Source organism: Streptomyces mabaensis, assembly GCF_053763515.1.
In genome coordinates, this window is record NZ_JBSOPZ010000012.1 from 134,959 (window position 1) to 155,571 (window position 20,613).

Annotated in this window: 17 protein-coding genes and 3 pseudogenes; 5 read left to right on the forward strand and 15 right to left on the reverse strand. The window is 70.7% G+C overall.

Features of this window, described 5'->3' with window-relative positions:
* Positions 1 to 97 precede the first annotated feature (97 nt).
* Positions 98 to 739, reverse strand: a complete 642-nt coding sequence (locus ACWV17_RS13365; protein ID WP_455359848.1) for an HAD family hydrolase — start codon at positions 737 to 739, stop codon at positions 98 to 100.
* 140 nt (positions 740 to 879) lie between these two features.
* Between ACWV17_RS13365 and ACWV17_RS13370 the strand changes: the two genes are divergently transcribed.
* Entirely contained in the window at positions 880 to 1,074 is a 195-nt protein-coding gene (locus ACWV17_RS13370; RefSeq protein ID WP_455359849.1) for a hypothetical protein, read from the forward strand.
* A 107-nt stretch (positions 1,075 to 1,181) separates the two neighbouring features.
* On the opposite strand, the gene ACWV17_RS13375 is transcribed toward ACWV17_RS13370, so the two are convergent.
* The 3 genes from ACWV17_RS13375 to ACWV17_RS13385 form a co-directional block, all read right to left on the reverse strand.
* The gene (locus ACWV17_RS13375; RefSeq protein ID WP_455359850.1) at positions 1,182 to 1,520 is read right to left on the reverse strand and encodes a hypothetical protein; all 339 of its coding nucleotides are present in this window, start codon (positions 1,518 to 1,520) and stop codon (positions 1,182 to 1,184) included.
* Positions 1,521 to 1,617: 97 nt separating this feature from the next.
* Positions 1,618 to 1,809 (reverse strand): hypothetical protein, encoded by a 192-nt coding sequence (locus tag ACWV17_RS13380; RefSeq protein ID WP_455359851.1) that lies wholly within the window; start codon positions 1,807 to 1,809, stop codon positions 1,618 to 1,620.
* 73 nt (positions 1,810 to 1,882) lie between these two features.
* The gene (locus ACWV17_RS13385) at positions 1,883 to 2,710 is read right to left on the reverse strand and encodes a hypothetical protein (RefSeq protein ID WP_455359852.1); all 828 of its coding nucleotides are present in this window, start codon (positions 2,708 to 2,710) and stop codon (positions 1,883 to 1,885) included.
* A gap of 77 nt (positions 2,711 to 2,787) precedes the next feature.
* On the opposite strand from ACWV17_RS13385, the gene ACWV17_RS13390 reads away from it, so the two are divergent.
* Both ACWV17_RS13390 and ACWV17_RS13395 read left to right on the forward strand, forming a co-directional pair.
* Positions 2,788 to 3,249 carry an IS5 family transposase gene (locus ACWV17_RS13390; protein WP_455359853.1) on the forward strand — a complete coding sequence of 154 codons (462 nt, stop codon included), beginning with the start codon at positions 2,788 to 2,790 and terminating at the stop codon, positions 3,247 to 3,249.
* A 98-nt stretch (positions 3,250 to 3,347) separates the two neighbouring features.
* Positions 3,348 to 3,815 (forward strand): annotated as a pseudogene (locus ACWV17_RS13395) (N-acetyltransferase family protein); the annotation flags it as partial.
* A 58-nt stretch (positions 3,816 to 3,873) separates the two neighbouring features.
* On the opposite strand, the gene ACWV17_RS13400 reads toward ACWV17_RS13395, so the two are convergent.
* The 3 genes from ACWV17_RS13400 to ACWV17_RS13410 form a co-directional block, all read right to left on the reverse strand.
* The gene (locus ACWV17_RS13400; RefSeq protein WP_455359854.1) at positions 3,874 to 4,437 is read right to left on the reverse strand and encodes a dihydrofolate reductase family protein; all 564 of its coding nucleotides are present in this window, start codon (positions 4,435 to 4,437) and stop codon (positions 3,874 to 3,876) included.
* Between the two features lie 138 nt (positions 4,438 to 4,575).
* Positions 4,576 to 4,827 carry a hypothetical protein gene (locus tag ACWV17_RS13405; protein WP_455359855.1) on the reverse strand — a complete coding sequence of 84 codons (252 nt, stop codon included), beginning with the start codon at positions 4,825 to 4,827 and terminating at the stop codon, positions 4,576 to 4,578.
* Positions 4,828 to 5,032: 205 nt separating this feature from the next.
* Complete coding sequence (locus tag ACWV17_RS13410) at positions 5,033 to 6,547, reverse strand: fatty acyl-CoA synthetase (RefSeq protein WP_455359856.1); 1,515 nt, start codon at positions 6,545 to 6,547, stop codon at positions 5,033 to 5,035.
* Positions 6,548 to 6,737: 190 nt separating this feature from the next.
* Here ACWV17_RS13410 and ACWV17_RS13415 point away from each other — a divergent pair, with 190 nt between their 5' ends.
* Positions 6,738 to 9,146, forward strand: a complete 2,409-nt coding sequence (locus tag ACWV17_RS13415; RefSeq protein WP_455359857.1) for a penicillin acylase family protein — start codon at positions 6,738 to 6,740, stop codon at positions 9,144 to 9,146.
* Between the two features lie 9 nt (positions 9,147 to 9,155).
* On the opposite strand, the gene ACWV17_RS13420 is transcribed toward ACWV17_RS13415, so the two are convergent.
* From ACWV17_RS13420 to ACWV17_RS13430, 3 genes are all read right to left on the reverse strand, one after another.
* Positions 9,156 to 10,253: a calcium:proton antiporter gene (locus ACWV17_RS13420; protein WP_455354885.1), complete on the reverse strand. Its 1,098-nt coding sequence runs from the start codon at positions 10,251 to 10,253 to the stop codon at positions 9,156 to 9,158.
* A 97-nt stretch (positions 10,254 to 10,350) separates the two neighbouring features.
* On the reverse strand, positions 10,351 to 11,913 hold the full coding sequence (locus tag ACWV17_RS13425) for an acyl-CoA synthetase (protein WP_455359858.1): 1,563 nt from the start codon (positions 11,911 to 11,913) through the stop codon (positions 10,351 to 10,353).
* 32 nt (positions 11,914 to 11,945) lie between these two features.
* On the reverse strand, positions 11,946 to 13,067 hold the full coding sequence (locus ACWV17_RS13430) for an NAD(P)H-dependent flavin oxidoreductase (RefSeq protein ID WP_455359859.1): 1,122 nt from the start codon (positions 13,065 to 13,067) through the stop codon (positions 11,946 to 11,948).
* 160 nt (positions 13,068 to 13,227) lie between these two features.
* Between ACWV17_RS13430 and ACWV17_RS13435 the strand changes: the two genes are divergently transcribed.
* Entirely contained in the window at positions 13,228 to 15,015 is a 1,788-nt protein-coding gene (locus ACWV17_RS13435; RefSeq protein ID WP_455359860.1) for a serine hydrolase, read from the forward strand.
* Positions 15,016 to 15,197: 182 nt separating this feature from the next.
* On the opposite strand, the gene ACWV17_RS13440 is transcribed toward ACWV17_RS13435, so the two are convergent.
* From ACWV17_RS13440 to ACWV17_RS13460, 5 genes and pseudogenes are all read right to left on the reverse strand, one after another.
* On the reverse strand, positions 15,198 to 16,763 hold the full coding sequence (locus tag ACWV17_RS13440) for a phytoene desaturase family protein (RefSeq protein ID WP_455359861.1): 1,566 nt from the start codon (positions 16,761 to 16,763) through the stop codon (positions 15,198 to 15,200).
* A 102-nt stretch (positions 16,764 to 16,865) separates the two neighbouring features.
* A pseudogene (locus tag ACWV17_RS13445) lies at positions 16,866 to 17,943 on the reverse strand (protein kinase domain-containing protein); the annotation flags it as partial.
* An 81-nt stretch (positions 17,944 to 18,024) separates the two neighbouring features.
* A complete protein-coding gene (locus ACWV17_RS13450; protein ID WP_455359862.1) occupies positions 18,025 to 18,456 on the reverse strand; it encodes a hypothetical protein in 432 nt (143 codons plus the stop codon).
* Between the two features lie 102 nt (positions 18,457 to 18,558).
* Entirely contained in the window at positions 18,559 to 19,749 is a 1,191-nt protein-coding gene (locus ACWV17_RS13455; RefSeq protein ID WP_455359863.1) for an acyl-CoA dehydrogenase family protein, read from the reverse strand.
* A 48-nt stretch (positions 19,750 to 19,797) separates the two neighbouring features.
* A pseudogene (locus tag ACWV17_RS13460) lies at positions 19,798 to 20,587 on the reverse strand (class II fructose-bisphosphate aldolase).
* Positions 20,588 to 20,613 lie beyond the last annotated feature (26 nt).

A 20,613-nucleotide genomic window follows, 5' to 3' on the forward strand; every position in this document is an offset into this window, starting at 1 on the left:
TTCGGGGCGTCACTCCGAACCGTACCCGCGCGCGGTGATGCGCTGGATACGTAACGGCCCCCGGCTGGCATTTGCCAGGCGGGCCGTCCTATTGCCGTCAGTCCGCGATGAGCGCAGTGAGTTCGGTGAGCGAGTCGATTCGCCAGTCCGCCGCCGCCATCACGTCAGGGTCTTCGGCCCACAGGTGCCCCCACGGCCCACGGCGCAGGTGGGCGGCCCGCAGGCCGGCGGTCTTCGCCGGGTACAGGTCGTTGACCGGGTGATCGCCGACGTAGACCGTCTCGTGCGGCGCGGCATGCGCCACGCCGAGGACCCGGGCGAAGAACTCGGTTGACGGCTTGGCGACACCCCACTCCCCCGACGTCACCACCAGGTCGGCCGGCAGGTTCAGAGTGCGCAGCAACTCCCCCGCCTTGACGGTCTGGTTGCCTGCGACGATCACACGGATGCCCAGTTTCCGCAGCCCCGACAGGGCTGGCCGGACATCCGGATAGAGGTCGTCCTCGTGGAGCTGCTCGCCGCGGCCGGCCGCCTCGCGCGCGGCGTACTCGGCATGAACGTCGATGCCGGGCCGGGCGAGGCGCAACGCGTCGGCGTTGTCGCGGCCTTGAGCGGTGACGGCTCCGACCAGCGCGGACAGCGTGTGTCTGGGGATGTCGAGCCAGTCGGCCCAGGCCCCCCAGTAACGGTCGTCGCGAGTGAGGGTTTCCCCGATGTCGAAGACGATGGTTTCAATCATCGGCGCCCAGCATAGGGCGCGGGCGGCGACCGGGCAGAACCGGCACAGGTCAAGGCACAGCTCCAGCCCGTCATCCGAACGCAGACCGCTCTGACCTGCGCCAGGGGAACAACAGTCGCCCTTCGTGTCACCGTAGCCGTATGACGGACTTCAAACACTCATACCGGCGATCCGAACTCCACACAGCGCCCCGTCGACGCTGCCCAGACTGCGGGACGACCGTCGCGGCGAAGAAAGACGAGCGGACGGTAGATCTCGAAGCAGAGATAGAGCCCGAGTATCTCGTCCACTGGCGATGCAGCACCAGCGACTGCGAGGGCGAACACGGCTTCTGACCTGAAAGGCCCCGTGTCGCCATGGTGAAGAAGCAACTCACGTTCTGAGGAGGCGGGAACAGCAGAAAGCCCCCGCTGCCCGAAGGCAGCGGGGGCTTCGCGTCACGCTAGCCGGTCAGGCCGAGAGCGGCGCGCACGGCCGGATCGAGGCTGGCGACGGTATCGACCGCCGCCCGTTGCTTGGCGGTTAGCCCGGCCATCGCCTGGGCTGCCGAAAGGGGCTCTGGGGCTGGGGGAGGCAGCGGTTGCGCCGCCTCCCCCACGCCCAGCTCCACCATGGACGTTAGGTCGTCGCTGGCCGGGTCGATACGGCGCTGCAACTGGCGTGGCATGAGCTGCTTCTTTACGACCCATTCGGTCATGACGCCTTCAAAGCCTTCGAGTTCACCGACTTCGCGGATCGCGGCTTCGAGGCGGGCGTACGCGGCTTTCAGGTCGGCGGACACGCTCACCTCCGCACAACGCGCGAAGGCCGGGCTCTTGGCCGGGCTCATGAGGCAGTACGTGCACCATGACTGATGATGTGTGGCAAATGATCTGTGCTCAAGCGGCCTTGCTGCGCAGGGCGGCGGCGAGGTGGGCCAGGTCCCACAGGGTGGGAGCCTGGCCGGCTGTTCCGGGGAGCCGCTGGTAGTCGGCGGCGGTGATGCCGTGGCGGCGGGCCCAGCTGCGGAAGCAGGCGGCCTTCATGCCGAGCGAGTAAGCGGCCATGGCGGTCGTAGCGAGGGGGGCCATCACGTCCCAGTGGTGAGCTCACTCCTCAAGTGTGGCGCACCGCCCAACGGCCACAATCATGGCGGCTGGAGGGTCATTGTTCGAGGTGGCTCTTGCGGCGTTGTTCGAAGAGGTGGAAGGCCTGCTCGAGCATCGTGACGGTGCGATCGGTCGCCCAGTAGAGGACCTTCGGGTCGCTGCTCAGCCGCGTGAGCGCTGTGCTGTCCTCGGTGCGGACGACCTCCCGTTCCAGGATGCTCAATGTGCCGTACACATCTCCGTGGGAAAGCGAGCTGCACGCGCTCCAAACGACCTGAGCCTGATCGGCCCCTATCTCGGTCAGCTCGCCTGCCGCCCTCACCATCTCGGTAGGCAGCGCTCCGTTGAGAAGTCGCTTCTTCACATCGGCCTCACCAGCGCCCGGGTCCGCACTTTGTACCAGCTTCACGAGCTGATCGATCCGCTCAGCGAGGGTTCTCGGGGATGCCTGCCCCAGAAGAGACCTCACGCGGTCCGACGCTTTGTGATCCTTGGCTTGGAGGGCGAGCCGACGCTCCACCCTCAAGAGACGGCTCGCCGGACCGATCATCCAAACCACACGCGCGCTGTTCTCGAAAGCACCGCGGAGCAGCGAGTACTGACCATGCGTGTGCAGGGTGAGGGCAATCTCGTTCCCTCCCACGTCTTCAGCGAGTGAGCGCCGGAAGCAGTGAAGGTGATCTACGGCAACGGCGAGCGCCTGCCATACGTTGTGCGACACCTGGTATGGACCGGACTTCGCGTCGTCTCCAGCCAGAGAACTACCGGGCTCAACAATCCAACCAGCCGAGTCTGACTGGGTTGATTCCTCGTACTTCCGTGCACTGTGCAGGCGCTCCAACGTGGCACGGAGATACTGCTCTTCACTCTTCTGAATTCTCACGCTGCGAGGCTATGGGCGACTAGCGTACCGATCCAGGGAAAACTCCTGGCCGGGCCGTTACTTAGACGTTATCTCATTTGGGCTACTCGGTACTCTGTAGATCACGGTGGGGATCCTCAAAGGTCCACTTGCTGACGAAGCGGACCGGTCTGCCTCTGTCAGTGGCCATCTCTGGAGCGAACCTCCACGACAGTCAGGCCCTGGTCCCCCTGATCCCCCTGGTCAAGGGCATCCCGCCCATCCGCTCCCGCCGCGGACCTCGTCGGCGCAGGCCGGCCAAGCTCCACACCGACAAGGGCTACGACTGCTCCCACCTGCGGCGATGGTTACGCCAGCGAGGCATCGCCCACCGCATTGGCCGCAAGGGGCTCGAGTCCTCACAGCGACTCGGCCGCCACCGGTGGACCATCGAACGCACCATGTCCTGGCTCGCCGACTGCCGACGTCTCCACCGACGCTACGAGCGCAAAGCCGAGCACTTCCTGCCCTTCACCAGCATCGCCTGCACGCTCATCTGCTTTCGCAGACTCGCCAAATGAGATGACTTCTGAGGGCTGTCCGTAACTGCTGATCACTGTCCCGTCAAAGCCAGAGGTGTCATGGACTACCCCACGAGGGTCGCGGCAGACTCGTCGCCATGGTGCACCTGCGGGTTCTCACGACAGGCGACTGGCCATTGTGGCGGGAGGTTCGCCTTGCTGCGCTGGGCGAGGCACCGCACGCCTTCAAGTCTCGGCTGGCGGACTGGCACAGCGGCGGGGAGGAGCGGTGGCGCGCACACTTCGCGATGCCCGCCACTTACAACATCGTCGCCTTGCTGGATGGCCGAACGGTCGGGATGGCCGCCGGCCTCCCTGGGGACAGCGGCACATGCGAGCTGAGGTCGGTGTGGGTCAGCCCCCAGGCGCGGGGCCGCGGCGTCGGAGACCAGCTGATAGCGGCAGTCGAGACGTGGGCCCGGCAGTCGGGTGCTACAACGCTGAAACTCGCGGTGATCCCGGACAACGAGCCCGCCGTCGCGCTGTATCAACGCAACGGTTTCGTCGTCACGGGAGAGCTCGGAGACCTGTTGCCCGACGGTGTGACCAGGGAACGCGTGATGGTTCTCAAGATCTCTCAGCCGAGACCTGCCTCACCCGTCCACAACCTCCGGGACAGAACACCTAGCGCGCCACGCGGTAGCGGAGGTAGACGACTCTTGAGCTGAAGGTGCGGGTCTCGACGAGTTCGAGATCCACCCGGCGCTCGCGCTGGGGAAAGAACGGGATGCCGCCGCCAACCAGCACCGGGTAGACCATGGCCCGGTACTCGTCGATCAGACCCAACGCGGCCGCCTCGGCGGCGAGAGTCGCGCCGCCGATCGCGATCTCGCCCTCCCCCGGCTCGGCTCGCAACCGCTCGATCTCCTCCGCCAGGCCGCCGGAGGCCAGGCGGGCATGGCCCTGCACCGCCGACAGTGTGGTGGAGAACACCACCTTTGGCAGCGGCTTCCAGAGCGCGGCCCACTCGAGCATGGAGTCGTCGAGCGATGGATCCTGGTCGGCGGTCTCCCAGTACAGCATCGTCTCGTACAGCCGTCGTCCCAACAGGTGGACGCCGACCTGTCGAATCTCGTCGATCCAGAAGCGAAAGACCTCCTCGTCGGGCGCTGTCCAGTCGAAGTCGCCGTCCGGCCCGACGATGTAGCCGTCAAGTGAGACGTTCATCGAGTAGGTCACGCTGCGCATCAGAAGTCCTCCTCGGTAATGGTTCGACAGTACGACCGCCGGACGCCGCAGGACTCATCACGGCTCGCGGGATCCCCTCACATCTCCCTGCGCCACGCGAAGATCATCACGAAGGACGGCGATCTGTCAGAACATGGCCTACGGGCGAGTCGCTTCAGCAGCGATGCCGGATCTCCGGAGCGTGCGGGCCAGGTGTTCCATCTCGGGAAGCGTTCCTGAGTAATCACCGTCCAACACACGGCGCAGCACAGCCTTGGCGTTCATCAGGTCAATGCCGAGCTCAGCGCGCAGCACGAGCATGATGGCGACGCTCTTCGCCGGCGGACTGCTCACCTGCAGGCGCGCGGGTCCGTGCTCGGAGAGCATCTGATCCCGCAGTTCGGCCGGCACGTCGCCACCGCACACGGCTACCGCAAATCCACAGGTGGAACAGGTTGACTCAACGTCCCATCGCAACCGGCCGTTCACCAGGGCCTGAACTCCCCAGCACTGCAGCTCCGCACTGCAGTCCTGGCACACAGCGGAGTACCTGACGGATTCGAAAACCGCCTGCTCCATCATCGACCCCGAGACGCTGGAACGGTCCGTCGGAACATCAGACGGACCGTGGACGAGCGGCCGACGTGAAGCGGTCCCTCAGCTCCCGCTTGAGGATCTTCCCGCTGGCGTTGCGCGGCAGCTCGTCCACCAGCAGCACCTGTTTGGGCGCCTTGAAGTGGGCGAGCCGCTCGCGCGCGTGCGCCGTCAGCTCCTCGGCGGTGACCGCGCCGCGCGGCACCACGACGGCCGTGACCGCCTCGATCCAGCGGTCGTCGGGCAGTCCGATGACGGCGACCTCCGCGACCAGCGGATGCTCGTACAGCACGTCCTCGACCTGGCGGGAGGCGACCAGCACGCCCCCGGAGTTGATGACGTCCTTCACCCGGTCAACGACCGTGAAGTACCCCTCCGCGTCGCGTACGGCGAGGTCGCCGGAGCGGAACCAGCCGTTACGGAAGGCCTCTCTGGTCTCGGCGGCCTTGTGCCAGTAGCCGAGGCACAGCTGCGGTGAGCGGTAGACGACCTCGCCGGGTGTGCCGTCGGGCACGTCCTTGCCGTGCTCGTCGACGACCTTGGCTTCGACGTATTTGACGGGGCGGCCGCAGGACTCCATCCGCCCCTCGTGCTCCTCGGGGCGCAGGACGGTGGCCAGCGGGCCGATCTCGCTTTGCCCGAAGCAGTTGTAGAAGCCGAGTCCGGGCAGCCGCTCGCGGAGCCGCTCCAGTACGGGCACGGGCATGATCGACGCGCCGTAGTACGCCTTGCGCAGCGCGCCGAGGTCGCGGGTGGCGAACTCGGGATGGCCCGCGAGGCCGATCCAGACGGTCGGCGGGGCGAACAGGCTGTCCGCCCGGCCCGCCTCGACCAGGTCGAAGATCTGTCCGGCGTCGGGTGCGTCGAGGATGGTGTTCTCCGCGCCCACCGCGAGGTAGGGCAGCAGGAAGACGTGCATCTGGGCGGAGTGGTAGAGCGGCAGCGAGTGGACCGGCCGGTCGCCCTCGTCCAGGTCGAGGGCTTCGATCGCGCTGACGTACTCGTGCATCAGCGCCCGGTGCGTCATCATCGCGCCCTTGGGCAGCGCGGTGGTCCCGGAGGTGTAGAGGAGCTGGACCACGTCCCGCTGGTCCCGGTCGATTTCGAACTCCTCGGGCTCGCGCAGGGCGGCGAGCAGCGAGTCGTCCGTGTCGCGCAGCGCTCGTACGGCGAAGCCGTCCGGCACATGGCCGGCCAGGTCCGGGTCGGCGAGCACGAGTGCGCAGGCGGAGTCCTCCAGGATGTACGTGAGGTCCTCGCCGGTGAGGTTCTGATTGACCGGCACATGCACCAGCCCGGCGCGCGCGCAGGCGAGGAAGGCGATCAGGTAGGCGTCCGAGTTGTGGCCGTAGGCGGCGACCCGGTCGCCCTGCTCCAGTCCGTGCCCGGTCAGGACTGCCGCCGCCGTCGAGACGGACTCGTCGAGCCGCGCATAGGTCCAGGTCCGGTCCTTGTACCGGACCGCGGTGCGCTCGGGCAGCCGCCTGGCGCTGATCCGCACGATCCCGTCGACAGTGCTGTTGCGTACTTCCCTCATGACGCGATCCTGTGCGCCGGGCCGGGGCGGGTCAAGGTCCCCCGCGCACACTCCGCGCACAGGAGATACCGAACGGGATGTTGACAGGTGCTCACCTTTGCTGCGTGAGTGGCCGGTGACACGTCCCTGTCATGCGCAACCACCTCTGTCCGTCGCCCACTTGGGAGGCATGTTGCACCTCCGTACCCGCATGAGACGTCTCGGCCTCACCTGCATAGCGCTGCTCACCGCCACCGCCTCGCTGCCGCCGGCCGCCGCCGCGGACGACCACGGCCGTGAGCGTCACCCGTCCGGCGGCGGTCTCTCCGCCGTCATCCGGTACACCGAGTACGGCATTCCGCACATCCTCGCCAAGGACTACGCGAACCTCGGCTTCGGCACCGGCTGGGCGCAGGCCGCGGACCAGGTCTGCACGCTCGCCGACGGCTTCGTCACCCTGCGCGGGGAGCGCTCGCGGTACTTCGGGGCCGACGCGGCGCCCGACGGGTCGCTCTCCTCGGCCGGGAAGAACCTCTCCAGCGACCTCTTCTTCCGCGGCGTACGGGACGCGGGCACGGTCGAGAAGTTGCTCGCTCAGCCCGCCCCGGCCGGGCCCGGCCGCGAGGTGCGGGAGCTGATGCGCGGCTGGGCGGCCGGCTACAACGCCTGGCTGAAGCAGAACCGGATCACCGACCCCGCGTGCCAGGGCGCCGCGTGGGTGCGGCCCGTCACCACCCTGGACGTGGCGGCGCGCGGCTTCGCGCTCGCCGTACTGGGCGGACAGGGCCGGGGCGTGGACGGCATCACGGCCGCGCAGCCACCGAGTGCCCCCACGGCTCGTACGGCGAAGGACCCCGAGCCCAGCGACGCGGCCCGGGCGGCCGGTGACCTGTTCGCCGCCGAGAGCGCGGACATGGGTTCCAACGCCGTCGCGTTCGGCGGCAGCACGACGGCGAACGGGCGCGGGCTGCTGCTCGGCAATCCGCACTACCCCTGGCAGGGCGGCCGCCGCTTCTGGCAGTCGCAGCAGACCATTCCCGGTGAGCTCAACGTCTCGGGCGGCTCGCTGCTGGGCTCCACCACCGTCTCGATCGGGCACAACGCCAAGGTCGCGTGGAGCCACACGGTCGCCACCGGTGTGACGCTCAATCTCCACCAGCTGAGCCTGGACCCGGCCGACCCGACGGCATATCTCGTGGACGGCAGGCCGGAGCGGATGATCCGGCGGACCGTCACCGTGCCGGTACGCGACGGCGCTCCGGTCACCCGTACGCAGTGGTGGACGCGGTACGGCCCGGTCGTCACCTCACTCGGCGCCGCACTGCCGCTGCCCTGGACAACGAGTACGGCGTACGCGCTGCACGACCCGAACGCGGTGAACCTGCGCGCCTCGGACACCGCGCTGGGCTTCGGCAAGGCCCGTAGCACGGACGGCGTACTGGACGCGCTGCGGCGCACCCAGGGCATTCCCTGGGTGAACACCGTCGCCGCGGACGCGGGCGGGCACTCGCTGTTCACGCAGTCGCAGGTGCTGCCCCGGATCACCGACGAACTGGCGCAGCGCTGCTCGACCGCGCTCGGCAGGGCCACGTATCCGGCCGCGGGGCTGGCGGTGCTGGACGGCTCGCGCGCCGACTGCGCGCTCGGCTTGGACCCGGACGCGCTCCAGCCCGGCGTCTTCGGACCGTCCGCGATGCCGACGCTGAAGGACGCGCCGTACGCGGAGAACTCCAACGACAGCGCCTGGCTGGCCAACGCCGATCAGCCGCTCACCGGCTACCCGCGCGTCTTCGGCACGATCGGCACCCCGCGCTCGCTGCGGACCCGGGGCGCGGTGGAGGACGTCGCGGCGATGGCCCGCAAGGGCCGGCTGACCGTCGCGGACCTCCAGCGGCAGCAGTTCGCGAACCGGGCGCCGGCCGGGGATCTGGCGGCCGCCGACGCGGCCGCGGCGTGTGCCGCGCTGCCGGGCGGCAGTGCGGTGGGCAGCGACGGCAAGACGGTCGACGTGTCGGATGCCTGTGCGGTGCTGAAGGGCTGGGACCGGACGGTGGACACCGGCAGCCGTGGGGCGCTGCTCTTCGACCGCTTCTGGCGCCGTCTCGTCGCGACCGTACCGGCGGCCGAGCTGTGGAAGGTCCCGTTCTCCCCCGCCGACCCGGTCCGGACGCCGAACACGCTCAACACCGCCTCGCCCGGGGTGGCCCGCGCGCTGGCCGACGCGGTCGGTGAGCTGCGGAAGGCGGGCATCGCGCTCGACTCCCCGCTGGGCGAGCACCAGTTCGTCGTACGCAACGGAAAGCGCGTCCCCATCCACGGCGGCACCGAGTCGCTCGGCATCTGGAACAAGATCGAGGCCGGGTGGAATCCGGCGGGCGGGGGCTATACGGAGGTGGCGCACGGCTCCAGTTACATCCAGGCGGTCGGCTGGGACGGCAGCCGGTGCCCGGTGGCCCGTACGCTGCTGACGTACGCCCAGTCCTCGAATCCGCAGTCGCCGTACTTCAGCGACCAGACCGGGCTCTACTCGGCCGAGCGCTGGGTGAAGTCCCGGTTCTGCGAGAAGGACATCCTCACCTCCCCCGGGCTCCGGGTGGTGTGGGCGCGCGAGCGGCGCTGACCGGGCGCTCTACGGGCTGATCGCGAGGAAGAGGAACGCGGCGAACAGCACCAGGTGTACGCCGCCCTGGAGGAGGGTCGCCCGGCCGGGTACAACCGTCAGCGTGCCCACCACCACGGTGAGGACCAGCAGCACCATATGGGTGGCCCCCAGCCCGAGCAGCAGGGGGCCACTCAGCCAGATGGTGGCGAGCGCGATCACCGGGATGGTCAGGCCGATGCTCGCCATCGCCGAGCCGAAGGCGAGATTGAAGCTGGTCTGCATCCGGTCCCGGCGGGCGGCCCGTACGGCCGCGAGGGTCTCGGGCAACAGCACCAGCAGGGCGATCACCACTCCGACCACCGCGTGCGGCAGGCCGGCGGCGGCCACGCCGGACTCGATCGTCGGGGAGACCGCCTTGGCGTCTCCCACCACCGCGACCAGCGCGACGACCAGCAGGACCAGGCTCAGCAGTGCCGCGCGCCGGCCGGGCGGCGGGGCGTGTTCGTCGGCCTCGTGCTGCGTGGGCCGGCCGACGGGCAGGAAGTAGTCGCGGTGCCGCACGGTCTGTACGGCGACGAACAGGCCGTACAGGGCCAGTGAGGCGACCGCGGCGAAGGTCAGTTGGGCGGCAGAGAACTCGGGCCCGGGCTTGCTGGTGGTGAAGGTCGGCAGGACCAGGCTCAGCGTGGCCAGGGTCGCCACGGTGGCGAGCGCCGCTCCGGAGCCTTCGGCGTGGAAGACGGCGACGCGGTTGCGCACCGAGCCGACCAGGATGGAGAGACCGACGATGCCGTTGCAGGTGATCATCACCGCGGCGAACACCGTGTCGCGGGCGAGCGAGGAGGTCTTGGCGCCGCCATCGACCATGAGGGTGACGATCAGGGCCACTTCGATGACCGTCACCGCCACGGCGAGGACGAGTGAGCCGAACGGTTCGCCCACCCGGTGGGCGACCACCTCGGCGTGGTGCACGGCGGCCAGCACCGCGCCGGCCAGGCAGAGCGCGACGACGACGACCGCGGCGGGCGCGAGGTCCCGGCCCCAGCTGAGTACCAGTGCGACGAGCGCGACGAGCGGGACCAGCACGGTCCAGTGGAGGGCTGCCGACCGGTTCAGCGTGCTCATGGACGACACGCTGCCAGAGACACCGGCCGCCCGCGCGGTGTACGCGCGGGCAGCATGGTGCGTTGCCGGGTACGAGGGACACCCCCTGCACGGCGTCCTACACGGCGCGCGCGTGGCCCTCCCAGTACGGGTCGCGCAGCCGGCGCTTGTACAGCTTTCCGTTGGGGTCGCGCGGCAGGGTGGCGATGAAGTCGACGGTCCGGGGCCGCTTGTAGCCCGCCAGTCGCCGGGCGCAGTGCGCCAGGATCTCGGCGGCCAGCGCGTCGTCCGGCTCGTACCCCTCGGCGGGCTCGATGACCGCCTTGACCTCCTCGCCCCAGTCGGAGTGCGGGATGCCGAACGCCGCGGCGTCCGCGACGGCCGGGTGGGACAGGAGCGCCGACTCGATCTCGGCGGGGTAGATGTTGACCCCGCCCGAGATGATCATGTCGATCTTGCGGTCACGGAGGAAGAGGTAGCCGTCCTCGTCGAGGAGGCCCAGGTCGCCGACGGTGAAGAAGTCGCCGATGCGGTTCTTCCTCGTCTTGTTCTCGTCCTTGTGATAGCTGAAGCCGCCGGTGCTCATCTTCATGTAGACGGTGCCGACTTCGCCGGTCGGCAGCCTGTTGCCGTCGTCGTCGAAGACGGCGAGTTCGCTGATCGGCCAGGCCCTGCCGACCGTGCCGGGCTTCTTCAGCCAGTCCTCGGCGGTGGCGAAGGCGCCGCCGCCCTCGCTGGCCGCGTAGTACTCCTCGACACACCGGCCCCACCAGTCGATCATCGCCCGTTTGACGTGGTCCGGGCACGGCGCCGCACCATGGATGGCGTGCCGCATCGAGCTCACGTCGTACGTGTCCCGGACCTCGGCCGGCAGCGCGAGCAGGCGATGGAACTGGGTCGGGACCATGTGGGTGTGGGTGCAGCGGTACCGGTCGATCAGCCGCAGCATCTCCTGGGGCGTCCACTTGTCCATGAGGACCAGCGGATGCCCGATGTGCAGGGACGCCGCGGCGAACTGGAGTACGGCGGTGTGGTAGAGCGGCGAGCAGACCAGATGGACGTTGCCGTCCAAGGGCCGGATGCCGAAGATGCCGAGGAAGCCGCCGAGGTAGCTCTCCTCGGGGAGCTTCCCGGACAGCGGCCGGCGGATGCCGCGCGGCCGGCCGGTGGTGCCCGAGGTGTAGTTCATGACCCAGCCGAGTGCGCGGTCGGCGGGCACGGCCGTGGGCCGGCCGTCGACGAGTTCGGCGTACGGGCGGAAGTCCCTGACCGCGCCCCTGACCTCGCCGACCGCGTAACGGTGGGTGGCGGGGAGCTTCGCCTCGTCGGCGGCCGCGGTGGCCGCTTCGGCGAACCGCTCGTGGGCGATCAGCACCTTCGCGCCCGAGTCGGCGACGATCCAGGCGATCTCGGGGCCGACGAGGTGGTGGTTGACCGGGACGAGGTAGAGCCCGGCCTGGGAGGCGGCGAGGTAAGCGGTGAGGAACTCGACGCCGTTGGGCAGCACGACCGCGAAGGCGTCGCCCTGCTCCAGCCCGGCGGCGCGCAGTCCGTGGACGAGCTGGTTGACGGCGGCGTGCAGCCGTCCGGCGGACCACTCCTCGCCGTCCGGCGCGACGAGGACCGTACGGCCGGGGTCGGCGGCCGCCTGGGCCCAGAAGCCGTTGGGTGGTGGGGACATGGAGCTCCTCTCGGCGGGATCACCGGGGTTGGTCAGGACCGGCCGGCGATGCGGTTGACGCGGTCGATGGCCCGCTCGAACCCGCTGGTCAGGTCGTCGAACACGGCTTGGACGCTGCGCTCGGAGTTCATCCGGCCGACGATCTGGCCGACGGGGGTGCCGAGCAGCGGCCCGACCTCGTACTTCTGGATACGGGAGACGGCCTCGGCGACGAGCAGGCCTTGCAGGGGCATCGGCAGGGCGCCGGGGCCGTCGGGGTCGTCCCAGGCGTCGGTCCATTCGGTGCGCAGCTGGCGGGCGGGTTTGCCGGTCAGCGCGCGGGAGCGGACGGTGTCGCCGGAGCCCGCGTCGAGCAGCTTCCGGGTCAGGGCGCGTGAGTGGAGGTCCGCCTCGGTCGTGGTGAGCCAGAGCGAGCCGAGCCAGACGCCCTGGGCGCCGAGCGCGAGTCCCGCGGCGATCTGCTCGCCGCTGCCGATGCCGCCGGCGGCGAGTACGGGGAGGGGGGACACGGCGTCGACGACCTCGGGGACGAGGACCATGGAGGCGATCTCCCCGGTGTGGCCGCCGGCTTCGTAGCCCTGGGCGACGACGATGTCGATGCCCGCCTCGGCGTGCCGGCGGGCGTGCTTGGCGCTGCCGGCCAGGGCCGCCACCAGGATGTCGTGGTCGTGGGCGCGCCGGATGACGTCGGCGGGCGGCGAGCCGAGCGCGTTGGCCAGGAGTTTGATGGGGTGGTCGAAGGCGACGTCGAGCTGGTTGCGGGCGACTTGTTCCATCCAGCCGGTGATACGCCAGCCGGAGGCCTCGCCGTCGGCGAGTTCGGGCACCCCGTGCTTGGCCAGGGTCTCCTGGACGAACCGACGGTGGCCGGCCGGGATCATCGCCTCGACGTCGGCCTCGGTCACCCCTTCGGCCTCCGTCACTCCTACGGCCTTCTGCGCCGGCATGACGACGTCGAGGCCGTACGGCTTGCCGTCGGTGTGCCGCTGCATCCAGTCGAGGTCGCGCGCGAGGTCGTCGGGCGCGGTGTAGCGGACGGCCCCGAGCACGCCGAATCCGCCGGCCCGGGTGATGGCCGCGGCGACCGCCGGGAAGGGCGTGAAGCCGAAGATCGCGTGCTCGACTCCCAGTTTCCTGCTCAGCTCCGTCTCCATGGGCGCAGGATGCCGCAGCCCGGCGGCCGAGGGAAGAGATTTTCTGATGCTGCGTCAGATTCTTGATGGTTGACAGTGAACAGCGAGCGGGAAGAAAGTTTCGCGTACTGGCCGTCATCCCGAAAGATACTTTCAGTACCGACAGCAGGGAGGCTGTTCCATGGGTGGGGACGCTGCGGGCGGGAGAATCAGCCGACGACAACTGGCCGGTGGGGCCATGGCTCTGGGAGGCGCACTGGTGGTGGGTTCGCTCCCCCTGGGCGCGGCATCGGCGGCCTCTCGCGGCGGCGGGGGCCGGCCGGTCCTGCGACGCGGTTCCGCGGAGCGGGCCGGTCTGCGGGCGGAGCACCTGAGCCGGCTCGTGGCCGACGCGAAGAAGTTCCTCGGCCCCTCACCCCAGCACCCCTGGTACGCGGGGGCCGTGCTGCTGGCGGGCCGGGGCGGCACCGTGGCGCTGCATCAGCCGATCGGCAAGGCGGTGCGCTACTCGGCGTACGACGAGAAGACGGGCACCGGTGTCGAGTTTCCGGCGGACCGGCAGATCGCGATGGCCGAGGACACGGTCTTCGATCTCGCGTCCGTCTCCAAGCTGTTCACCTCGATCCTGGCGGTGCAGCAGATCGAGCGGGGCGCTCTGGAGCTGGAGGCCCAAGTCGCCTCATACCTGCCGGAGTTCGCGGGCGGCGGCAAGCAGGACGTCACGATACGGCAGCTGCTCACCCACACCTCGGGCTTCCGGGCGTGGATTCCGCTGTACAAGGAGCCCACGCGGGAGGGGAAGCTGCGGCTGCTGTGGAACGAGAAGCCGGCCAGTGCACCCGGCACCCGCTACCTCTACTCCGACCTCAATCTGATCTCGCTTCAGCTCGTGCTGGAGAAGATCACCGGTCGCGGTCTGGATGTGCTGCTCCACGACGAGATCACCGCTCCGCTCGGGATGCACCGCACCCGTTTCAACCCGCCCGCCTCCTGGAAGCCGGCGATCGCCGCCACCGAGGACGCGCGGCTGCCCTGGTCCGGGCTCGACCGCGGGCTGGTGTGGGGCGAGGTGCACGACGAGAACGCGTACAGCCTCGGCGGCGTCGCCGGGCACGCCGGCGTCTTCTCCTGCGCCTGGGATCTCGCGGTGCTCGGCCGGACCCTGCTCAACGGCGGTGCGTACGGCCTCGCCCGCATCCTCGAACCCGAGTCGGTGAAGCTGATGTTCACCGACTTCAACACCGCCTTCCCCGGGGACGAGCACGGCCTCGGCTTCGAGCTCTACCAGCACTGGTACATGGGCGCGCTGGCCACTCCGCACACTGCGGGCCACACCGGTTTCACCGGCACCAGCCTGGTCCTGGACCCGTCCACCGACTCGTTCCTCGTCGTTCTCGGCAACTCGGTGCATCCCGTGCGCAGTTGGCGTTCGGGCAGTGCTCCGCGCGTCGCCGCCGCCAACCACCTCGCCCGCGCCGTCCCGGTCCGGCCCGCGCACGGCCGCACGGCCTGGTTCTCCGGGATGGCGGGCGCCACCACCGCCACCCTCACCCTGCCCGCACTCACCCTCACCGCCGACAGCGCGCGGCTGCGCTGCGCGCTGTGGTGGGACACCGAGCCCGGCTCCGACGCGCTCTTCCTCGAAGGCTCGGCCGACGACGGCGCGACCTGGCAGCCCGTGCCCTTCACCACCAGCGGCCGGGGGCAGCGGCCGGTGGGGCGCCCGGCCGGCTCGGTGACCGGGTACTCGGGGCGCGTCTGGCACCGCCTGGACACGGAACTGGCGGCGTGGCGCGGCGCACCCGTACGCCTGCGCTGGCGGTACACCACCGACACGCTCCACGTCGGGCGCGGGGTGTACGTGGACGGCATCCGGGTGACCGAGGGGCGCCGTACCGCCTTCGACGAGACCAGGTCCGCGGACGCCGCCCGTATCGAGGCGGCGGGCTGGACGGCGTCCGAGGACTGAACGGGCACGCGCGAGGGCCTCTCGTTTGGATCAGGCCGGATCAGGGAGCGGGGTCTGGTGCCGTGCGTCGCAAGGCGGAGGAAGGAGCCATGGCGGAGCCCTGGCGACTGACGACAACGCGGCGAGGTGCGGTGCCAGACCCCGCGAGCCCGGCAAGATCCAAACGAGAGGCCCTACGGCTCCTACTGACCCAGGGCCGCCATCGCCGCGTTGTGGCCGGGGATTCCGCTGACCCCGCCGCCACGGACCGCGCCCGCCCCGCACAGCAGGACGTTCGCGTGTGCCGTTTCCACGCCCCACCGGCCGGTGGTCTCGGCCGCGTACGGGAAGGCGAGGTCACGGTGGAAGATGTTGCCGCCGGGCAGCCGCAGGTCGCGTGCGAGGTCGAGTGGCGTTTTGGCCTCGATGCAGGGGCGGCCGTCCTCGTCGAGGGCGAGGCAGTCGGCGATCGGCTCGTCGAGATGGGCGTCCAGCTCCGCGAGCGTGGCCTTCAGCAGGTCGGCGCGGATCCCGTCGTTGTCACGCTCGAAGAGCCGGGCCGGCGTGTGCAGTCCGAACAGGGTGAGGGTCTGGTAGCCCCGCTCGACGAGTTCCGGGCCGAGGATCGAGGGGTCGGTCAGGGAGTGGCAGTAGATCTCCGAGGGCGGGGCGCCGGGCAGTTCACCGGCTGCCGCCTGCCGGTAGGCGCGGGCCAGTTGCCCGTACCCCTCGGCGATGTGGAAGGTGCCCGCGAAGGCCTCGCGCGGGTCGACCGATCTGTCGCGCAGCCGTGGCAGCCGGCGCAGCAGCATGTTGACCTTCAGCTGGGCGCCCTCGGCCGGCGCGGGCGGCTGCTCGCCCAGCAGGGTCGCGAGCGCGTCGGGCGAGGCGTTCACCAGGACCCGGCGGGCGGCGATGCTTCCTTCGCCGTCCGCGGTCCGGAAGGTGACCTCGGCGGCGGTTCCGTCGGTCGCGATCCGGGTCGCCTCGTGGCCGGTGGCGATCTCGGCGCCCGCCGACCGGGCGGCCGCGGCGAGCGCGTCGGTGAGCGCCCCCATCCCGCCGACCGGCACGTCCCAGTCACCGGTGCCGCCGCCGATCACGTGGTAGAGGAAGCAGCGGTTCTGCCGCAGTCCGGGGTCGTGGGCGTCGGCGAACGTTCCGATCAGGGCGTCGGTCAGGACGACGCCGCGCACCAGGTCGTCGGCGAAGTTCTGCTCGACGGCGACGCCGAGGGGTTCCTCGAACAGCATCCGCCAGGCGTCGTCGTGGCCGATCCGCGCGCGCAGCTCGCCCCGGCTGGGCAGCGGCTCGGTGAGCGTGGGGAAGACCCGCTCGGCCACGTGCCCGGTCATGCCGTAGAAGGCCTGCCAGCTCTCGTACTCCCGGTCCGAGCCGGTCAGCCGCAGGAACGACTCGCGGGTGCGGTCCGCCCCGCCGCCGACCAGCAGGCCGGTGGCCCGGCCCGACCGTTCCACCGGGGTGTACGAGGAGACGGTGCGCTTACGTACCGCGAAGCGCAGCCCCAGCTCGTCCACGATCTTCTGCGGCAGCAGGCTCACCAGGTAGGAGTAGCGCGAGAGCCGGGCGTCGACGCCGGCGAACGGGCGGGCGGAGACCGCGGCCCCGCCGGTGCGGCCGAGGCGCTCCAGGACCAGGACGGAGCGCCCGGCCCTGGCGAGGTAGGCGGCAGCGACGAGGCCGTTGTGGCCGCCGCCGACGATCACGGCGTCGTAAACGTCTTGGTGGAACGCAACAGGTACGGGCATGGCCCTTGGTAACACGCGCCGGTGACCGCTGACCAGGGATCAGCCGCCCGCGTCGCGCTGCCCGCGCGGCCCGTCGGCGGCCCCACCGGTGCGGCTGAGGGCCGGCTCGCCGGGCATCCCGGCCGCGGCGGCCGAAACGCCCGGGCCCGCGGGCGGCGGGGTCCACCAGCCGGTGAGCACGGCGGTGCCGTCCGGTACGGCGTCGGGGCTCCTGGTGCCGCCGGCCCTGGGGCCCGGGGTCATGCCGCGCGTCCAGGACGGCAGCCGGGGAGCGGGCGGGGACGGCTGCTCCGGGCGGCGCTGCGGCGGTACGGGCTTGGGGAACGCGCCCGGGACGCGTCCCCCGGCGATCCGGCGGCCCAGTTCCCAGGCGTCGGCCGGCCGCTCTTCCGGGGTCTTGGCCAGCAGGTCGAGGACGATCCGGTCGAAGAACTCCGGGAGGTCCGAGCGGTGGCCCCGGAGCGGCCGCGGCAGGGTGTCACGGTGTCCCACCAGCACGGCCCAGGTGTCGCCCAGGTCGAAGGGCGGTACGCCGGTGGCGATCTCGTACAGGACGCAGCCGAGCGAGTAGAGGTCGCTGCGGTGGTCGACCTCGTCACCGCCGATCTGCTCGGGCGACATGTAGTGCGGGGTGCCCATGGCGACTCCGGCTCCGGTGAGCTTGGCGGTGAAGCCGTCGTTGCCGGGGCGGGCGATGCCGAAGTCGCATATCTTCACCGTGCCCGTCGGTGAGCCGCATGATGTTCGCCGGCTTCAGGTCGCGGTGCACGATGCCCTGTTCGTGCGTGTAGGCGAGGGCGGCGGCGACCTGTTCCGCGATGTCCACGACGTCCGGCACCGGCAGCGGCCGGTCCGTGTTGTCCTCCAGCAGCTGGCTGAGGTTGCGCCCGTCCAGCAGTTCCATCACGAGATAGAGGGTTCCCTCGCACTCACCGAAGTCGTGGACGACGGTGACACCCCGGTGCTGGAGCGCCGCGGCCGTCCGGGCCTCCCGGCGGAAGCGTTCGCGCAGGACCCGGGTGAAGGACTCCTCGTGCAGAGGGGCCGGCGGCTTGAGGCACTTGACGGCGACCCGGCGGCCGAGCGCCTCGTCGCGTGCCCGCCACACCTCCCCCATTCCCCCGCGCCCGATCACGTCGAGCAGCCGGTACCGGCCCTGGATCAGCCTGGACTCCGCCATCTCCTACTGTCGCCCCCGTCGCGTGACTGCGCCTCCCCGGCCCGTCCAGTATGGCGGCCCGTCCGCGGAGCGGGAATGCGGCTACTTGCAGGGCGTGGTCGGCTCCGCCGCCGGTTCGAACACCAGCGGAGGCTGACCGGCGGTCTCGAACACCGCGACGCCCGCCGACTCCAGCTGCACGTATCCCGGCGTGTAGTTGCCTCCCCACTCCACCCGGTTCCCGGCCACGTGGGAGTCCAGGTCGGTGCGCAGGGTGGTGAGCCGCCACCACTGTCCCGAGAACTTCATGGTGGTGACGCCGCAGTGGGTGAACAGGTCGTACGGATACCACGTGCCGGCCTTGGCCTTCGCGGGGCCGGTGCGCGGCGTGTCGTCGTCGGCCGGTGCCAGGGAGGGCCGGGGCCGCGCCTCGGAGCCGTCGCCGGCCGAGCCACCGCCGTCCGAGCCCGCGGAGCAGCCGGCCAGCAGCAGGGCGGTGGCGAGCGCGGCGAGGGGCCGGGTGCTGGGCGTCATGGCGTGCCTTCCGGTCGGGAACGCCGGTGGGACGCGGGGTGCGCCCCACCGGTTCCCCGCACCGTGCCGCGCGCGGAGTCCCACACCGTGCCGCGGCGGAGTTCAGCGGCGTACGCGCGGCATGCCCAGGCCGATCCAGGAGATGATCTCCCGCTGGATCTCGTTGTTCCCGCCGCCGAAGGTGAAGATGACCGCGCTGCGGTAGCCGCGCTCCAGCTCGCCGTGCAGCACCGCGCCGGCGGAGGCCTCCTTCAACGGGCCCGCCGCGCCGACGACTTCCATCAGCCAGGCGTACGCCTCGCGCCGCGCCTCGGATCCGTACACCTTGACGGCGGAGGCGTCCTGCGGGGTGAGCGTGCCGTCCTGGACCGCGTTCACCATCCGCCAGTTGAGCAGCTTCATCGCGTCGAGCCTGGTGTGCGTCCGGGCGAGACGGCCGCGCACCCAGCCGAGGTCGATGACGCGGCGCCCGTCGGCGAGTTTGGTGCCGGCGGCCCAGCGCTGGACGTTGTGCAGGGCGCGGATGGCCATGGTGCCGTGCGCGGCGAGGGTGACGCGCTCGTGGTTGAGCTGGTTGGTGATCAGCCGCCAGCCCTTGTTCTCCTCGCCGACCCGGCGGGAGGCGGGCACCACGACGTTCTCGTAGTAGCTGGCCGTGGTGTCGTGCGAGGCGAGGGTGTTGATGAGGGTGCAGGAGTAGCCGGGGTCGGAGGTCGGCACGAGCAGCATGGTGATGCCCTTGTGGGGCGGGGCGTCCGGATCGGTGCGCACCGCGAGCCACACCCAGTCCGCCGTGTCGCCGTTGGTGGTCCAGATCTTCTGGCCGTTCACGGTGTAGTGGCCGGTGACCTCGTCGCCCTCCCTGACCGCGCGGGTCTTCAGGGCGGCGAGGTCGGTGCCGGCGTCGGGCTCGCTGTAGCCGATCGCGAAGTCGATCTCCCCGGAGAGGATCCCCGGCAGGAAGAAGGCCTTCTGCTCCTCGGTGCCGAACTGCATGATCGTCGGGCCGACGGTGTTGAGGGCCATGAGCGGCAGCGGCACGCCCGCCTGGGCGGCCTCGTCGAAGAAGATGAACTGCTCCATCGGCGAGAGCCCGCGACCGCCGTACTCCTTCGGCCAGCCGACGCCGAGCCACCCGTCCGTACCGAGGCGGCGGATCGTCTCGCGGTAGAACCGCTTCTGGGTGGCCGGGTCGCCGTACTGGGCGTAGACGTCGTCCGGCACCAGTTCGGCGAAGTACGCACGCAGCTCGGCGCGCAACTGCTGCTGCTCAGGCGTGTATGCGAGGTGCACGGCCCCTCCTCGGTGCGGGATCGGTCGAGGGGCACAGTAGAACGTGTTTCATTCTTTGTGAATGGCGATGACACGATGGCACGGCGAACGGCGCGGGTCCGGCTCAGCCGGTGTCCCCGCCCCGAGGACCCGGATGAGCCCGGTGACGGTGCGCGACATCGCCCGCCGGCCGACCGAGAGATACGTCCGCGAGTCGACCGCGTCGGGGTTCGCGGCCAGATACTCGCGAATGGCCGCGGTCACGCGACGTTCAGGGCCGTGCCGGTGTTCACCTTCGCCATACCGCCGGAGACGGCCGCCGTCAGCTGCTCGTCCGGCACACCGGAGGGACCGTGCAGCACGAGCGGCACGTCCAGCGCCCCGGCCAGCGCGGACGCGGTGACGAAGGCCCGCGCCTCCGCCGGGTCCTTACGGGCGCGGGGCGCGTGCGCGTCCAGCGGAGCTGCGCCGCCCTTGCTGCCGACCTCGCCCAACTCGGCCTCGATCCAGAGGCCGTGCGCGTGTGCCCAGTCGGCCGCGGCGCGGGTGGCGGCGAGGTTCTCCGCGTACTGCAGGTGCGCCGCGTCGCGTCGTACACCACGGAGCTGAAACCGGCAGCGGCGGCCTGGCGCAGCAGGTCATCGCTCTTGACGGGGTCGAGGTGGAGCGCGACCGGCACGGCGGCCTCGTGGGCCGCGGCGACGGCCGCTCGGGCCAGCGGCAGCACCCGGCCGTACCGGTACTTCACCGCGCTCTCGCTGATCTGGAGGACGCCGGGCGACCCGACGGCCTCCGCGCCCCCGATCAGCTCAGCCGACGCGGAACCGGCCCGGCGGGCAAAACCACGGGCGGCGCCGATCGGGCTCCCGCCAGGCTGCGCCCCGG

Coding starts and splice junctions, on each gene's coding strand:
- ACWV17_RS13365 (WP_455359848.1), bottom strand. CDS start 739: ATGATTGAAACCATCGTCTTCGACATCGGGGAAACCCTCACTCGCGAC.
- ACWV17_RS13370 (WP_455359849.1), top strand. CDS start 880: ATGACGGACTTCAAACACTCATACCGGCGATCCGAACTCCACACAGCG.
- ACWV17_RS13380 (WP_455359851.1), bottom strand. CDS start 1,809: ATGGCCCCCCTCGCTACGACCGCCATGGCCGCTTACTCGCTCGGCATG.
- ACWV17_RS13400 (WP_455359854.1), bottom strand. CDS start 4,437: ATGCGCAGCGTGACCTACTCGATGAACGTCTCACTTGACGGCTACATC.
- ACWV17_RS13410 (WP_455359856.1), bottom strand. CDS start 6,547: ATGAGGGAAGTACGCAACAGCACTGTCGACGGGATCGTGCGGATCAGC.
- ACWV17_RS13415 (WP_455359857.1), top strand. CDS start 6,738: ATGAGACGTCTCGGCCTCACCTGCATAGCGCTGCTCACCGCCACCGCC.
- ACWV17_RS13420 (WP_455354885.1), bottom strand. CDS start 10,253: ATGAGCACGCTGAACCGGTCGGCAGCCCTCCACTGGACCGTGCTGGTC.
- ACWV17_RS13425 (WP_455359858.1), bottom strand. CDS start 11,913: ATGTCCCCACCACCCAACGGCTTCTGGGCCCAGGCGGCCGCCGACCCC.
- ACWV17_RS13430 (WP_455359859.1), bottom strand. CDS start 13,067: ATGGAGACGGAGCTGAGCAGGAAACTGGGAGTCGAGCACGCGATCTTC.
- ACWV17_RS13435 (WP_455359860.1), top strand. CDS start 13,228: ATGGGTGGGGACGCTGCGGGCGGGAGAATCAGCCGACGACAACTGGCC.
- ACWV17_RS13440 (WP_455359861.1), bottom strand. CDS start 16,763: ATGCCCGTACCTGTTGCGTTCCACCAAGACGTTTACGACGCCGTGATC.
- ACWV17_RS13450 (WP_455359862.1), bottom strand. CDS start 18,456: ATGACGCCCAGCACCCGGCCCCTCGCCGCGCTCGCCACCGCCCTGCTG.